The 14,903-nt window shown below is 68.8% G+C and carries 11 protein-coding genes; 2 read left to right on the plus strand and 9 right to left on the minus strand.

Annotated elements, in window-relative coordinates:
- Nucleotides 1–25: 25 nt before the first annotated feature.
- Together C9I47_RS11915 and C9I47_RS11920 are read right to left on the minus strand one after the other, a co-directional pair.
- Entirely contained in the window at nt 26–538 is a 513-nt protein-coding gene (locus C9I47_RS11915) for an acyl-CoA thioesterase (RefSeq protein ID WP_111268115.1), read from the minus strand.
- 67 nt (nt 539–605) lie between these two features.
- Nucleotides 606–1,193, minus strand: coding sequence for an NADPH-dependent FMN reductase (locus C9I47_RS11920; protein ID WP_111266938.1), 588 nt, complete (start codon nt 1,191–1,193; stop codon nt 606–608).
- 136 nt (nt 1,194–1,329) lie between these two features.
- Between C9I47_RS11920 and bla the strand changes: the two genes are divergently transcribed.
- On the plus strand, nt 1,330–2,223 hold the full coding sequence (gene bla, locus C9I47_RS11925) for a subclass B3 metallo-beta-lactamase (RefSeq protein ID WP_111266939.1): 894 nt from the start codon (nt 1,330–1,332) through the stop codon (nt 2,221–2,223).
- The gene (locus tag C9I47_RS11930) at nt 2,223–2,711 is read left to right on the plus strand and encodes an NUDIX hydrolase (protein ID WP_111266940.1); all 489 of its coding nucleotides are present in this window, start codon (nt 2,223–2,225) and stop codon (nt 2,709–2,711) included. The genes bla and C9I47_RS11930 overlap by 1 nt, the downstream gene beginning before the upstream one ends.
- Before the next feature lie 183 nt (nt 2,712–2,894).
- Here C9I47_RS11930 and C9I47_RS11935 read toward each other — a convergent pair whose 3' ends face one another.
- The 7 genes from C9I47_RS11935 to C9I47_RS11965 all read right to left on the minus strand — a co-directional run bounded on the left by C9I47_RS11935 (nt 2,895) and on the right by C9I47_RS11965 (nt 14,364).
- A complete protein-coding gene (locus tag C9I47_RS11935; RefSeq protein ID WP_111266941.1) occupies nt 2,895–3,158 on the minus strand; it encodes a DksA/TraR family C4-type zinc finger protein in 264 nt (87 codons plus the stop codon).
- 71 nt (nt 3,159–3,229) lie between these two features.
- Complete coding sequence (locus C9I47_RS11940) at nt 3,230–4,561, minus strand: dicarboxylate/amino acid:cation symporter (RefSeq protein ID WP_111266942.1); 1,332 nt, start codon at nt 4,559–4,561, stop codon at nt 3,230–3,232.
- Between the two features lie 183 nt (nt 4,562–4,744).
- Nucleotides 4,745–7,246 (minus strand): prolyl oligopeptidase family serine peptidase, encoded by a 2,502-nt coding sequence (locus C9I47_RS11945; RefSeq protein ID WP_223250116.1) that lies wholly within the window; start codon nt 7,244–7,246, stop codon nt 4,745–4,747.
- Entirely contained in the window at nt 7,243–8,175 is a 933-nt protein-coding gene (locus C9I47_RS11950) for a LysR family transcriptional regulator (protein WP_190238496.1), read from the minus strand. The genes C9I47_RS11945 and C9I47_RS11950 overlap by 4 nt, the downstream gene beginning before the upstream one ends.
- 42 nt (nt 8,176–8,217) lie before the next feature.
- The gene (locus C9I47_RS11955) at nt 8,218–10,116 is read right to left on the minus strand and encodes a CocE/NonD family hydrolase (RefSeq protein WP_223250117.1); all 1,899 of its coding nucleotides are present in this window, start codon (nt 10,114–10,116) and stop codon (nt 8,218–8,220) included.
- Nucleotides 10,117–10,118: 2 nt separating this feature from the next.
- Nucleotides 10,119–11,570 carry a YfcC family protein gene (locus tag C9I47_RS11960; protein ID WP_190238497.1) on the minus strand — a complete coding sequence of 484 codons (1,452 nt, stop codon included), beginning with the start codon at nt 11,568–11,570 and terminating at the stop codon, nt 10,119–10,121.
- Between the two features lie 133 nt (nt 11,571–11,703).
- On the minus strand, nt 11,704–14,364 hold the full coding sequence (locus C9I47_RS11965) for a TonB-dependent receptor (RefSeq protein ID WP_190238498.1): 2,661 nt from the start codon (nt 14,362–14,364) through the stop codon (nt 11,704–11,706).
- Nucleotides 14,365–14,903 lie beyond the last annotated feature (539 nt).

The raw sequence follows: 14,903 nt of genomic DNA on the forward strand, positions 1-14,903 counted from the left end.
GGGCGGGGCGGCGGGCGGCGCCCGCTCAGCCCGCCTGCCGCGCGGCGCCGCGATAGCGCTCGACGGTCTGCTCGATGCCCTTGCTCAGCTCCATCACCTTCATCGCGTACTCGGCCAGGCGCTTGTCCTCCTCGCTGGCGGGCACCCAGCTCGGCACCGGGGTCGGCTGTCCCTCGACCCCGTCGAGGGCGACGAACACGATCACGCAATGCGTGCACAGGCGCGAGCGACCGGCCTCCTCGGCATTGACCCCGGGATCGCGCGCCATCACGTCGACCGCGAAATGCATGCTGGTGGTGCCGGTATGCACCAGTTGGGTCCGCACCGTGACCAGGTCGCTGATCCGGATCGGCGAGACGAAGCGGATGCCGCCGACCGCGACCGTCACGCTGTAGCGTCCGCTCCATCCGACCGCGGCGGCGTAGCCGGCCTGGTCGATCCACTTCATCACCACCCCGCCATGAACCTTGCCGCCATAGTTGACGTCGGTCGGTTCGGCCAGGAAGCGCAGGGTCAGTTCGCGTTGTTCACCACTCATCGTGTGCTCCGTTCGGGCGGCGGTGCCGGAACTGCGCTCGCAAGTGCCGCCGGCATCGCCGTGGGTGTCATTGCCGCCGCAGCCGCGCCGCCAGATCGGCGACCGCCGCGCCGACGCCATGCACGCCCTCGCGCATCCGCTCATCGGCGAGCAGACCGGTTTCCGGGAGTCGCTCGGCGGCCAGGCCGACTGCGATCTGCTGCGGCACCACCACCAGGCCCAGCTTGGCCAGGGCATCGCGCAGCACCAGCAGCGAGCGCAGGCCGCCCAATGGGCCCGGCGACGCCGAGACGATGCCGGCAACCTTGCCGCGGAACAGCGTGGTGCCCGACGGTCCGGCCTCGGTCGGCCGCGAGATCCAGTCGAGCGTGTTCTTGACCAGGGCCGGCATCGAACCGTTGTACTCGGGCGTGCTGATCAGCAGGCCATCGTGCTCGGACATCAGGTCCTGCAGCCGATGCACCGGCTCGGGCATGCCGGCGGCCTCGATGTCGCCGTCGTAGACCGGCAGCGGATAGTCGCGCAGGTCGATCAGGCTGACCTCGGCACCGGCGGCGCGCGCACCCTCGGCCAGCACCGGAATCAGCCGGCGGTTGAAGGACTCTCTTCGCAGGCTGCCGGCGAAGGCGAGCAGACGGGGCGATTCGACGGCCATGGCACGGACTCGTTTGGGCGCAGCGACGAGTATGCACATCGGCCGCGTCGGATGGGAGCGCGGCCGCGAATCCGGCGGTGGCCCTGACGCGCGCGATCGCCGACACTGTCCGGCCCGTCCACCGGAACGACCTCCGATGCCCCCACGCCACGCCCTGTTGCCGGCACTCGCCGCCGCGCTCGTCCTGTCCGCCCCCGCCGCGCATGCCGAAGACGCGGCAACGGCGCCGTTGCCGCAGCTGGAGGCCTACACCGTGCGCGAGAGCTGGCGACAGCCGATCGAGCCGTTCCGGATCGCCGACCGCACCTGGTACATCGGCACCGCCGGGCTCAGCGCGCTGCTGGTCAGGACCGACGCCGGCGCGGTGCTGATCGACGGCGGCATGCCGCAGGCCGCCGACATGCTGCTGGCCAATATGGCCAGGCTCGGGGTCGCGCCCACCGAGGTGAAGTACATCCTGCACAGCCACGCCCACGCCGACCATGCCGGGCCACTGGCGGCGGTGCAACGCGCGACCGGAGCGACCCTGGTCAGCAACGCCGAGTCGGCGGTGCTGCTGGCGCGCGGCGGCAGCGACGACATCCACTACGGCGACGACCTGCTGTATCCGCCGGCGCAGGCCGGACGCATCGTGATGGACGGCGAGGCGGTCGAACTCGGCGGCGTGCGCTTCAGCGTGCATTTCACTCCCGCGCACACCCCCGGCTCGATGAGCTGGACCTGGACCGACCGCCGCGACGGCAGGCCGCTGCGGATCGCCTACGCCGACAGCGTCAGCGCGCCGGGCTACACCCTGCTCGACAACCCGCGCTACCCGCACATCGTCGACGACTATCGGCGCGGGTTCGCGGCGATGCGCGCCCTGCCCTGCGACCTGCTGATCACCCCGCACCCCGACGGCAGCGGCTGGGCACCGCAGGATGCCGGCAACCGCCACCCCGCGCCGATGAGCTGCGCCGCCTACGCCGACCGCGCCGAGCGCGCCCTGGATGAGGCGATCGCCCGCGAGCAGCGGCCGGAGGGGCTGTGATGCCATACACCCCGATCGTCGCCACCCTCGGCTACGTGATGTCGCCGGACGGTCGCGAAGTGCTGATGGTCCACCGCAACGCGCGGCCCGAGGACCATCAGCTGGGCAAGTACAACGGGCTGGGCGGCAAGCTGGAGCCGGACGAGGACGTCGTCGCCGGCATGCGTCGCGAGATCCACGAGGAGGCCGGCATCGACTGCACCGAGCTGCAATTGCGCGGCACGATCAGCTGGCCCGGCTTCGGCAAGCACGGCGAGGACTGGCTGGGCTTCGTGTTCCGGATCAGCGCCTTCACCGGCACCCCGTTCGAGCGCAATCCGGAGGGCACCCTGGAGTGGGTCGCGCTCGAGCGCCTGCACGAACTGCCGATGTGGGAAGGCGACCGCAACTTCCTGCCGCTGGTGTTCGACGCCGACCCGCGGCCGTTCCACGGCGTGATGCCGTACCGCAACGGGCGCATGCAGTCCTGGCGCTACTCGCGGATCTAAGGCTCGCGGATCTAAGGCTCGCGGATCTGAGTTGTACCGTAGGAGCGGCGTGAGCCGCGACCGGTCCTTCCGATGAAAGCCACATCGCGGCTTACGCCGCTCCTACGAAAGCCGTTCGCCTGTCCTGCCCCTGTAGGAGCGGCGTGAGCCGCGATCCAAAGGGTCTGCCCCATCGCGGCACGCCTAGCGCAGCTGGCTGTCCTTGCTGCCGCGGCGGTTGAAGCCGGCCGACTGTTCGCAGCGATCGGCGCTTTCCTGACAGGCGATGCACAGGCGCACGCCTGGCACGGCGCGGCGCCGCGCCTCGGGAATGGGCGCGTCGCATTCCTCGCAATGGCTCAGGCCCGGGCCGCTCGCCATCCGGCTGCGCGCGCGCCTGATCGCGTCCTCCACGGTCGCGTCGATCTGGTCCTGTACCGATGTATCGCTGGTCCAGCCGCCGGCCATCCGGTCCTCCCGGGTCCTGCTCTCACCCGACTATTCTCACCCGACCGATATGCGGGTGCGAGCGGAACATGTCAAGCGGTCGACCCGGCCCCGCTCTCGCCCGCACCGCGCCCGGCGGAAACCGCCTCCGGCGGCGCATCGTCCCCGTCGGCGGGCAGCCCGACGACATCGGCATCGAAGACCTCGCGGTCGAGCAGCCCGGTCTCCTTGGCGACCAGCACCGGCACCAGCATCTGTCCGGTCACGTTGGTCATCGTGCGCATCATGTCGAGCACGCGGTCGATCGCGACGACGAAGCCGATGCCCTCCAGCGGCAGCCCGGCCGCCGACAGCACCAGGGTCACCATCACGATCGCGGTGCCCGGCACCCCGGCGGTGCCGAAGCTGCCCAGCACCGAGGCGACCAGGATGGTGAAGTACTGGGTCGGCGCCAGTTCCAGACCGAAGTACTGGGCGACGAAGATCGCGGTCAGCGCGGGGTAGATCGCTCCGCAACCGTCCATCTTGATGCTCGCACCCAGCGGCACCGCGAACGCGGCATAGTCGCGGTCGACACCCAGGTTGTGGGTGACCGAGCGGATCGCCGCCGGCATCGAGGCGAAGCTCGAGGAACTGACGAAGGCGACCTGCATGCCCGGCGCGGCGCCGCGGAAGAACTTCAGCGGGTTGAGCCCATGCGCGGCGACCAGCCCGCCATAGACGAACACGATGTGCAGCGCGCAGGCCAGGTACAGCGCGAACACATAGGTGCCCAGCGGCAACAGCTTCTCGAACCCGTAGCTACCGACCAGGCCGGCGATCAGGCCGAAGGTGCCGACCGGGGTGGTCTCCAGCACGAAGCGGGTCACCTGGATCATCACCTCGCTGGCCTCGCCGACCAGCCTGCGCACGCCGGCGACACGGTCGCCGAGCTTGACCAGGGCGAAACCGACCAGGCCCGCGAACACGATCACCTGCAGGATCCTGCCCTCGGCCAGCGCCTTGAACGGGTTGCCGGGAACCACGTCCAGCAGCACCTGGGCGACCGAGGGGATCTCGCGCACGCTGTAGTCGGCGGCCACGCTCAAGCCGGTCACGCCCTCGCCGGGCTCCAGCAGCCAGCCCACGCCCAGCCCGACGCAGACCGCCAGCGCGGCGGTGATCGCGAACCAGGCGAAGGTGCGCCCGCCCAGAGCGGCCACCGACTTCTGCCCGTGCAGCGAGGCGACCGCGTTCATCACTGCGAACAACACCAGCGGCACCGCGATCATCTTGATCAAGGTGACGTAAGCCTTGCCGAATGGGCCGAACCAGGTCTCGGCCGCCGGCCCCATCAACCAGCCGGCCAACGCGCCGAGCACGAAACCGCCCAGCACCCGCTGCCAGAACGGAATACGGAACCAGGCGGAAAACAGGGCGGTCATCGTGGAGGGTCCGGATCGTGAGGGAGACGGCGGCGGGCGCGGCCACAAGCGACCTCGCCCGGACCGCACACGATAGGCCGGCGCGGACCGCGACGTGCGAACCCTTCGGCATGTGCAGGCAAGCAATCGTCATGAGCGCGGCGCGGACCGTCCGTGTCGGCGGGCCGGCGTCCAGGCGCGGCGTCACTCCGGTCCGGGTGCGGCATCCGCTTCGAAGCCGCGGTCTGCGTCGCCGGCATGCCGTTGCAACCAGCGGTCCTGTTCCCACAGCGTGTGCAGCACCGACTCGCGGGCGAGGTATCGGTGATTCTCGTTGGGCAGGATCACCAGCCTTGCCGGCGCGCCCAGTGCCTGCAGGGCGGCGAAATAGCGCTCGCTCTGCATCGCGCTGGTGCTGGCGTTGGCGTCGGCGCCGCCATGGATCAGCAGCAGCGGGGTCTTCATCCGGTCGGCGGACATGAACGGCGACATCGCGGTATACACCTGCGGCGCCTGCCAGTAGCTGCGCTGCTCGCGCTGGAAGCCGAACGGAGTCAGGGTCCGGTTGTAGGCCCCGCTGCGGGCGATGCCGGCGGCGAAGTAGTCGGAATGGGTCAGCAGATTGGCCACCATGAAGGCGCCATAGGAATGCCCCATCGCCACCACCCGCTGGCGATCGACGATGCCCTGGCGGTCGAGCGCGTCGATCGCCGCGCGGGCATTGCCAAGCAATTGCTCCAGATAGGTGTCGTTGGGCTCGACGCCCGCCTCGCCGACGATCGGGAACGAGGCCTTGTCCAGCACCGCGAATCCGCGCAACGCCCAGTACGCCGGCGACATGTAGTCCGGCGCCACGAAACGCCGCGGATTGACCGCGACCTGGGAGGCGCTGCCGGCATCCCGGTATTCGACCGGGTAGGCCCACAGGATCAGCGGCAGGCGTGCCGATTGCCCGGGATCGAAACCCGCGGGCAGATGGAGGGTGCCGCTCAGGGCGATGCCGTCGTCGCGCGCATAGGTCAGCAGCGACCGCTTGACCGCGTTCATTGCCGCGTAGGGGTTGGCCGGCTCGGTCAGCCTGCGCAAACGTGTGCGGTCCTCCAGATCGCGGACGAAGTGCGCCGGCGGCCGCGTCGGCGACTCGATGCTGACCAGCAGCCGCGAGCGGTCGCCCCCGGCAAAACCGATGAGGCTTTCGGCCTCCTCTTCCAGCGTGGACTGGTAGAGCCGTTCGCGGACCCCGCTGGTCAGATCGATGCGATCGAGGAAGGGGTGCTGACCGTCAGGGCCGAAGCCCTCGCCGATCCGGTAGGCGCGGCCATGATCCAGGATCAACTGCGGCTCGCCAGCGCCATTGAGTTCGGTCTGGTAGAGGCCCGGGTCGGCGTAACGGTCCTGCATGTCGCGGTCGTCCAGCAGCCGCGGCGCGCGCGCCGGTTCCCCGGGAGCGAACAGATAGCTGCGGGTGTTGCGGGTGTCCCACCAGGCGTCGATCGCGATCGCGTGGCGGTCGTCGCCCCACAGGGTCTCGATGTGCCGGTTCACCGTCTTCAGCAACAGGCGCGGCGAGTCCGCGAACGGGGCCGTCCAGGCGAACAGCGCATCGCGATGGGCAACCTGGACGACCGGATCGCCGTCATCCAGCGCTTCGGTCCAGACCAGCTCCGAGGGACGGTCCGCACGCCAGCCGATCTGGCGCTTGCCGACGGTCGCCGCCATGCGTCCGCGCGGCAGATCGTCGCCGGGCGGCAGGTCGGCGACCGTCATCACCGGTTCGCCGTCCGGATCCAGCAACTGCGCGCGAGCCGCGAAGCGATCGACCGGCACCCGTCGCGAATACGGCTTGCGCAGGGATTCGACCAGCAGATAGCGGCCGTCCGGCGAGAACGCGGTGCGGCGATAGGGCGCCGGCCCGCCCCAGGGGCGCGCGTCGCCGCGCAGCGGCACCCGGTACAGCCGCGAAGTCGCCAGTGCGTCGAAGTTGGCGTCGTCGACCGCCGTGCGCAGCAGGTTCTGATAGGTCCGCGCGGGTGCGAGATTGCCGTCGGACACCGAGATCAGCGGCGCCGCGGGAACCTGCAGGCGCGGATCGGACAACTCGACCGTGGCTGCGGTACGCATCCTGACCAGCAGCGCCGCGCCGTCCCTGAACCAGGTCAGCGGGTTGCCGAGCACGCCGTTGGCGTTCGCCCCGGTCAGCCGCCGCGCCTGCCCGGTGTCCAGCGCCAGCACCCAGACCTCGAGCCCGCTGCCGGTGGCATGGGTGAACGCCAGCCGGGTCTCGTCGGGCGACCAGGTGAAGAACGACAGCCGTGGATGCGCCGGCAGGCCCGACACCGGGCGCGCCCGGTCCTCATCGAGCCGGCGCAATTCGATCCCGCTGAAGGTCTCCAGCCGGGTGCGTGCGTTGAGACTGTCCAGACTCGAGCGGGTCACGCCATCGCCGACGTCGATGTCCAGCCCGGCCAGGCGCATCTGCGGACGCGACAAGGCCTGCAGGCTCGGCAACGCCTCCCTTCGCAACATCACCAGCACGCGGCCCCTGCTGTCGCTCAGCACGTCCGGCAACGGCGGCGCCTCGGCCAACGCACGGATCGGTTCCGGCGGTAGGCGGTAGCCGCCGCGGTCGGGATCGGCGTCCACCGCAACGCTCACGCCCGGCATCGCCAGAGCGGCCAACAGCGTCAGCAGACGGGCGCGCCTCATCGGGTAGCGGGCCGGCGCGGGGCGGTCCGGAGCATGCCGCGCAGCGTGCTCTGGCAATGCCGGTAGAACGCCTCGGTGAGCGGCGTCCCCGGCACCTGGGCCGAGGTCAGGAACACGTACTCGTGCGGAATCAGCGGGGTGAAGCGCCGCACGCTGACGTCCATCCATGAAGCATTGCGCGACAGCAGCTCGTTGACGATCGCGATTCCGACGCCTTCCGCCGCCAGTGCGCACGCGGCGCCGACATTGCGCGTCTCCATCCGCACCTTCGCGACCCGGCCGACTTCGCGGAAGGCCTGGTCGATCCGCTGACGGGTGTCGCCGCCTTGCTGACCGATCAGGATCAGCGCTTCGTCCGCGAGGTCGCTCGCGGTAAGCGCCCGCTTGCGGCGCGCCAGCGGATGCACGCTGGGCAATACGCATACGGTCGGGCTGCTGATCAACGGACGCATGCGGATTTCCGGATGGTCGAGCGGCAGCTTGCCGAATCCGCAGTCGGCGGTGCGGGTGGCGACCAGATTCATCGTCGCCGGACGCGTGCGCGAATCGATGTTGACCCGGATCCTCGGATGCTGCTTCAGGAAACCGGCGACCAGCTTGACCAGCGGCCCCTCGGCGAAGCTCGGCGGGGCGACGATCCGCAGATGGCCGGCATTGCTGTCGTGGATGTCACGGGCCAGCGCGGCGACCCGGTCCAGTCCCTGCAATGCGAGATCGACCTCCTCGAACAGCATCAAGGCCTGCGCGGTCGGCAGCAACCGGCCCTTGCTGCGATGGAACAGCGCGAATCCGAGCTGCTCCTCCAACTGTCCCAGCAACCGGCTCACCGCCGGCTGGCTGAGCCCCAGGCTCTGCGCCGCCGCCGTCGCCGAACCGCGCTGGATGATCTCGCGGAAGGCTTCCAGGGATCTGATGCTGTCCAGCTTCATCGGCGGTCCTCGATGGTCGGCCATTGTCCGCTGCCGAGAGCGTCAATCCCGCGAACGGGGCGCCGTTCTCACCGGCAGTATGAGCCTGGAGCGGTGCGACCGATCAAGGTGCAGGGTATTGCGCGCGACCCTCGATGTCTTCCAGCCCACCGGTGCGCCTCCGGTATTCGGGTTGAGGTCGAAATGCGGATAGTTGCTGCTGGACACGTCCAGGCGGATACGGTGGCCGATGGCGAACAGGTTGGCGGTCGCGAAGGCCTCGACCGTGATCTCCACGACCTGCCCCGGCTCCAGCAGCGACGGCCGTTCCCAGGATTCGCGATAGCGGACCCGCAGGATGCCGTCGGTGAGGTTCATCGCGAAGCCCTCCGGGTTTCCATCGCCGGGGGGGTACTCGTCGATCAGCTTGATGGTGATGTCGGTGTCCGGACAGTCCGAGGACAGGTACAGGCAGGCGCGGATCGCGCCGATCACCTCGACCGGCCGGGTCAGGGGGGCGCTGCGGAAGCTGATCACGTCGGGGCGCTCGCCCAGGTCGCGGCCGCTGCCGTCGGCACCGAAGAACTGCGGGGCCTCGCGCTGGTCGTAGGCCCCGGGCAACATCACCGTGTCGGCCGAGGTCACGGTCCCGCCGAGGGTCGGTACCGGATGCGCGGGATCGTAGTCGAACCATCTCGATGCCCGCTCGTCGCGACTGGACCGCGGGTCGAGCCCGCCCGGCGCGTGCAGATACCAGGCCCGCTCCCGGGTGTCCGGCAACGGCCAGCGATCGGCATGCAGCCAGCGGCCGCCATGGCGCAACCGCCCGCGCGCATCGCGATCGCCGGGCCCGCCGCCCATGACGAACACCGATACCCGGCCCCGGTCCAGCGGATTGGGCTTGCGGGCGTCGAACAGGTGGTCGTACCAGCGCCGCCGCAGTTCGAAATACGACATCCCGAAGGCGCGGTCGAAGCTCGCATCGGGACCGAAGTCGACGTCTCCGGCATGGGTCTGGGAACGGCGGCCGTGGGTCCACGGCCCCATGATCAGGTGCACCGGTGCGCGTTTGCGCCGCGACAGGCCCAGGTAGTTGTCGATCGCGGTGCGCACGTAGGGGTCGTACCAACTGGACATGTGCACCATCGGCACGTCGGCGTAGCCGTCGTAGTGGCGTTCGCCGCACAGTGCCCGCTGCTTCCAGTAGTCGCCGAAGTCGGCCCGTTCCCACTGGTCGAACAGGTACTCCTCGTACTCCGGCGCCGCGCTCACCGGGGAATCGCCGCGCCGCCACGGCATGCGCGCGAACCATGCGCGCATGTCCTGCTCCCGCAGCGCGCGCGCGCGGACCGGGTCGGCCGCGGTCGCCGGGCTGAGCAGAGCGTGCTTCAACGCCCAGGTCGCCTGCTTGAGCTCGAACGCGCCGCCCTGGCGGATGCCGCCCTGGTAGGCATTGGAGAACCCCCCGGAGTCGACGAACTGGGCGAACAACGCGGCCGGCGCGAACGAACCCAGCGCGGTCTGCGCATGCGCGCAATAGGACAGTCCCTGGGTCAGCACCCAGCCGTTGCTCCAGTCCTGCTCGGCCAGCCAGGCGACCGTATCGACGCCGTCCTCGCCCTCGTTGAGGTACTTGGTGAACTCGCCGCCGGAGGCGTAACGGCCACGGCAGTCCTGCATCGCCATCGCATAACCGTGGCTGGCGAACCAGCGGGCGATCGCCGGCTTGGACACCGGCGCGTCGCTGACGGCGGTCACGTCGGAACCGGCGGTCCCGCCCTTGTCGTAGGGCGTGCGCTCGAGGATGCACGGCCATCGCCGCGCTTCGCCGTCGGGCGCCCGCGGCAGGTAGAGGTCGGTCGCCAGCACGACGCCGTCGCGCATGCGGATCCGGGCATCGCGCAGCACCACCACCGCGAACGGCCCCGATGCCAGCGCCGCGCTGTTCTCGCTCCCGTCCACGATCAGGACGCCGCCTGCAACGCGGTGGCGACGAACAGGAAGTCGATCGCCAGTACCGCCAGGGACAGGGTCAGCGGCAACACGAACCGCAGCCAGCGTCCGTAGGGCGTCTTCGCCATCGCCAGCATGGCCAGCATCAGGCCCGAGGTCGGACTGACCATCGACATCAGGCCGTTGCCCAGCAGGAAGGCCAGCACCACGGTGTTGCCGGTCAACCCGGACAACTGACCGATCGGCCACAGGATCGGCAGACTGATCGCCGCCTTGGCCGAGGTCGAGGAGATCAACACGTCCAGCGCCGCCTCGATGTGCATGATCATCACCGCCGACATCCACGGCGAATGCCCATCGATCGCCCGGGTCATGCCGTTGACCACGGTATCGAGGATCATGCCGTGCTGGAGCACCATCTGGATCGCGCCTGCCAGGCCGATCAGGACGCCGGGCAGGACCATGCCCTTCATGCCGTCGATGAAGGCGTCGGCGGCCTCGCCGGCGGCGACACCGCCGACCGCCGCGATCAGCACCGCGACCGCGATGTAGAACGCACCCAGCTCGGTGTGATGCCAGTCCCAGGCCTGTCCGGCGTAGATCATCAATCCGACCGACACCCCGATCACCAGCAGCACCGCGCGCTTGCGCCGGCTCATCGGCTGCGCGGTGTAGTCGAACTGCGCGCGGGTGAACCCGCTGCGGCGGATCCGGTACAGCAGATAGCCGATACCGACGCTGATGAAGACCACCAGTACCGCCAGGCGCATCGCGAAGCCGCTGAAGATCGGCTCGCCGACGATGCCCTGGGCGATCGGCAGCGCGACCGGGTTGCTGACCGAGGCGACGTAGCCGATCTTGGCCGCGATCAGCAGCATGGCCACCGCGAACAGACGGTCCAGCCTGAGCCGGTCGGCCATCGACAGCAGTACCGGCAGCACCACCAGGTACTCCGAGATCAGGCCCATGAACGAGCTGCCGGCGGCCAGCACCAGCATCAGGACCGGGGCCAGCAGATAGACATTGCCGCGGGTGTGGTGGACCAGGTGATCGAGGCCGGCATCCAGCGCGCCGGTCCGCTTGAACACCCCGAACATGCCGCCGACGAACATCACCATGAAGATCAGTGGCGCGCTGCGGGCCAGGCCCTTGGGAATCGCGTTCAGCACGGTGGTGATGCCGGCCGGGCTGGCGGTGCCCTCCACAGCCGGCGCGGTACCCAGCACGTGAGCCCAATCCATTGCCTTGGGCACCGGCTGGTAGGAACCCGGCACGATCTGCGGGCCTTCACGCTGGAACGTGCCGGAGTCGAGCAGATAGGTCAGCAGTGCCGCGGCCAGCAGCACCGACAGCAGCATCAGCAACGGATGCACGTCGAAGGACTTGCGTCCCTTGGCGTCCCGCCCGGCCGCCTGCCCTTCAGCCGCCTGCCCTTCAACCGTTTGCTCTCTGGATTCACTCATCGCTCGATCCCGCCGTGTCTCGCGTCCGCCATACCCGGGGCCATCGCCACCGGTCGCTGGACAACCCCGGTCGGAACGGCTCCATCGCATCCACACGACCGCCCGACCGGGATTGCGCCCAACACCCGTCGCCTCAGAACAGGAACGATGCCTTCAGGTACACGAAACGGCCTCTGGGGTTGTAGGTGCTCATGTCGAAATTCAGGTCGCGACCGTTGACGTAGGAGCGCGGCGGGTCCTTGTCGAACAGGTTCTCCACGCCCAGGGTGAAGGTCGCGGTGCCGCTCAGGATCGTATAGCTGCCCCACAGGTCATGGGTCAGTTGGGCCGGGATGCGGCCGAAGGCCGGCTCGGGCCCCTCGTCGGTCGCACCGATGTAACGCATCGACCAGTTCGCCTTCCAGCCGTCGCGCGACCAGTCCAGGCTGGTGCCGGCCTTCCAGCGCGGGAAGCTCTCGCGCGCGACGTCGGACCGGCCGGCGCGGTGGGCGGTGCGGATCTCGCCGCTGGGCAGGGTGTCGAAACGGTCGAAAGTGTCCAGGTAGGAGGCGCTGAAGGTCATCCCGAAGCTGCCCCAACCGGTGTTCGGCAACAGGTAGCGCAGGGTGGTGTCCACGCCCTTTGCGCGGAGCGAGTTCAGATTGATCGGCCCGTCGGTCAGGTTGACGATCTCGCCGCTGGACGCGCGTCGGATCGAACCGCAGCGCTGGCCGGTGTTGGCGCACAGGTTGAGCAGATTCTGCGAACCGAAGCTGGAGATCGCCTCGTCGATGCGGATGTCGTAGCCGTCCACCGACCAGGACAGCCGCTCGGCGAACGACGGCGTGTAGACGAAGCCAATGCTGCGGTTCTCAGAGGTCTCCGGTTGCAGGTCGGGATTGCCGCCGACGGTGGACGGGATCGCGCCGCCGCTGAAGTTGGCCTGGTCGTAATCCGCCGGCACGCCGGCGCAGCCGGGCTTGCCGGCGCCGCCGCCATTGCAGGGATCGTTGGCCGGAAGGTTGGTCTGGCGCAGGCCCGCGAACAGCTCGTTGATCGAGGGCGCCCGAAAGCCCTCGGCCCAGGTGGCACGGACCATCAGGTCCTTCCACGGGCGCCACACCAGGCCCAGCTTGCTGTTGGTGGTGCTGCCGAAGGTGTTGTAGTCGGAATAGCGCGTCGCCGCGGACAGCTCCAGCAGATTCGCCAGCGGCCGTTCCTTCAACAGGGGCACATTGAGTTCCAGATAGGCCTCCTTCAGATCGTAGGAGCCCGAGGTCGGCAGGCGCGGCGCCGAGGTGGTGATGCGACTGTAGCTGATGAACTGCGGGGTCCGGCTGAAGTACGCGCTCGGACGGTCGTAGCCGGACTCCTTGCGGTATTCGATGCCGGCGGCGAAGGCCAAGGGGCCGGCCGGCATCTCGAACAGGTCGCCGGTGATGTTGGCGGTGAAGTCGTGCTGCCGGGTGCCGTTCCTGTCGGTGCCATTGGCGCGGATGTAGTCGGCCATTTCCGGGGTGACCTCGCCGAAGATGTCCAGCGGCACGCAGCCGTTCGCCTGGCAACGGTCGTTCGGCCCGATCGCCAACGCCAGCTTGTCCAGATCGATCTGGTTGAGCGAGTTCCAGGTCGCCCTGTTCCGCGCATAGGTATAGAACGCGTTCCAGGCCCAGCCGTTGGCGAGGCTGCCTTCGACGCCGATCGCGAACCGGGTGGTGTCCACCTCCTGGCGGTTGATCCGCGGACCGACCGCGTCGAGCTGGCGCACGATCTCGAAGTCGGTGCCGGCGCCGGCGAATTCCACGCCGAACGGATTGTAGGGATGGTCGGCGGGAATGCTCATGCCGTCGCCGCCGCGGATCCGTGGCGCCGACGGCGAGAACCGCTGACTCGATTCGCGATGGTTGTACAGGCCTTCGGCGACCAGGGTGGTGTAATCGCCCAGGTTGAGCCGCAGCTGTCCGTACACGCCCTGGCGATCCAGGGGACTGAGCAGGGTCGTGTCCGGGGCCTCGTTGTGCACGTCCACATCCGGATTGTCGGGACGGAACCCGCCATTGCCATCGGGCACGAACGCATCGGTGCCGAAGGCGCCGGTATCGACGCCATTGCGGAACCGGCCCGCCGGCGTGTTGCGGCTGGGTCCCTGCAGACGCGCGAACGAGAAGTCGCGGGCGCCGGCCAGGACCTCCTCGTTCGAAGCGATCGTCGCCGACACCAGGGCCGAGCCCCACTCGCCCTGCGTCCCCCACAGGAAATCCTGGCTGTAGGTGAAGCCATCTCCGTGCGTGGTCTGGCCGGCATAGCTGCTGGCCTTGACGCCATCGAAGTCGCTGTAGGTGATCAGGTTGACCACGCCGGCGATCGCATCGGCGCCATACAAAGCGGTCGCGCCATCCAGCAGTACCTCCACCCGCTCGACGGCGACCAGCGGGATCGTGTTCAGGTCGACGAAATCGCGAAACCCGCGCGTTCCCGCACCGTTGACCCAACGTCGCCCATTGACCAGGACCAGGACACGGTTGGCACCGAGGTTGCGCAGGTTGACGGTACTGGAGCCATGACTGGTTCCACCCGAGCCGGTGGAGTTGAAGCTCGACCCCACCGAGGGCAGCTCCTGCAGAAGCTCGCCAACGGAAACCGCCGCCGTGGCTTCGATCTCGGCGCGTTCCATGGTGAACACGGGGCTGGCCGCGACCTCGTCCTTGCGACGGATGCGGGTGCCGACCACCACCATCTTCTCAAGCGACGTCACCTCCTCGCTTTCGCTGGGTGGCTCGACTTCCTGCGCCGACACCATCGGTGTCGCGGACATCAAAGCTGTCGCTATTGCGCAGCTGAGCGCGCCCTTGCGAATCGAATCGGTCGAACGATCACGAACTGCGGTTTTCATCGAGTCTTCCCCTGCATGGAATCTGGTCCGCTGCGCATCCGCATGCGGCGGCGACCCGAGTAGCTCATGCTCCCGCAATATCGCGCAATCCTATCCCGATCCCGCATGGCGCCATGCACGATCCGAATAGCATGTCTGCGCTCGGGTTCCGCTCGACGCGCCAATACTCGACTCGCGCGCATGCCGCGCGTATCGCTGCCGATCGTGGTTGGGCCGACCTGTCCGCCTCGATGCGTGATTCTTTCTCGGCTATTGCCGCACCAAACCAGGAGTTGTCGCTGGATCCGTCCGTTGCTCGCAACTTCTTATCTGCAACTTCATTGAAGCAGCGTGGATCCGGATGCACTGCCCCAACACCCTGTCGCGACCAACAGCGAGCGACCGTGCGCGAGGCGACCCGCGCAACGATCCTGACCGGCGACGTTCCCGCACCGGACGACCGGTGCTATGACGCTTCCGGA

The sequence above is a fragment of the Marilutibacter maris genome (assembly GCF_003233695.1).
Classification (GTDB): Bacteria; Pseudomonadota; Gammaproteobacteria; order Xanthomonadales; family Xanthomonadaceae; genus Marilutibacter; species Marilutibacter maris.

Excerpts from the sequence above, each read along its gene's own strand:
- C9I47_RS11915 (WP_111268115.1), bottom strand. The coding sequence starts at position 538 with ATGAGTGGTGAACAACGCGAACTGACCCTGCGCTTCCTGGCCGAACCG.
- C9I47_RS11920 (WP_111266938.1), bottom strand. The coding sequence starts at position 1,193 with ATGGCCGTCGAATCGCCCCGTCTGCTCGCCTTCGCCGGCAGCCTGCGA.
- bla (WP_111266939.1), top strand. The coding sequence starts at position 1,330 with ATGCCCCCACGCCACGCCCTGTTGCCGGCACTCGCCGCCGCGCTCGTC.
- C9I47_RS11930 (WP_111266940.1), top strand. The coding sequence starts at position 2,223 with ATGCCATACACCCCGATCGTCGCCACCCTCGGCTACGTGATGTCGCCG.
- C9I47_RS11935 (WP_111266941.1), bottom strand. The coding sequence starts at position 3,158 with ATGGCCGGCGGCTGGACCAGCGATACATCGGTACAGGACCAGATCGAC.
- C9I47_RS11940 (WP_111266942.1), bottom strand. The coding sequence starts at position 4,561 with ATGACCGCCCTGTTTTCCGCCTGGTTCCGTATTCCGTTCTGGCAGCGG.
- C9I47_RS11945 (WP_223250116.1), bottom strand. The coding sequence starts at position 7,246 with ATGAGGCGCGCCCGTCTGCTGACGCTGTTGGCCGCTCTGGCGATGCCG.
- C9I47_RS11950 (WP_190238496.1), bottom strand. The coding sequence starts at position 8,175 with ATGAAGCTGGACAGCATCAGATCCCTGGAAGCCTTCCGCGAGATCATC.
- C9I47_RS11960 (WP_190238497.1), bottom strand. The coding sequence starts at position 11,570 with ATGAGTGAATCCAGAGAGCAAACGGTTGAAGGGCAGGCGGCTGAAGGG.
- C9I47_RS11965 (WP_190238498.1), bottom strand. The coding sequence starts at position 14,364 with ATGTCCGCGACACCGATGGTGTCGGCGCAGGAAGTCGAGCCACCCAGC.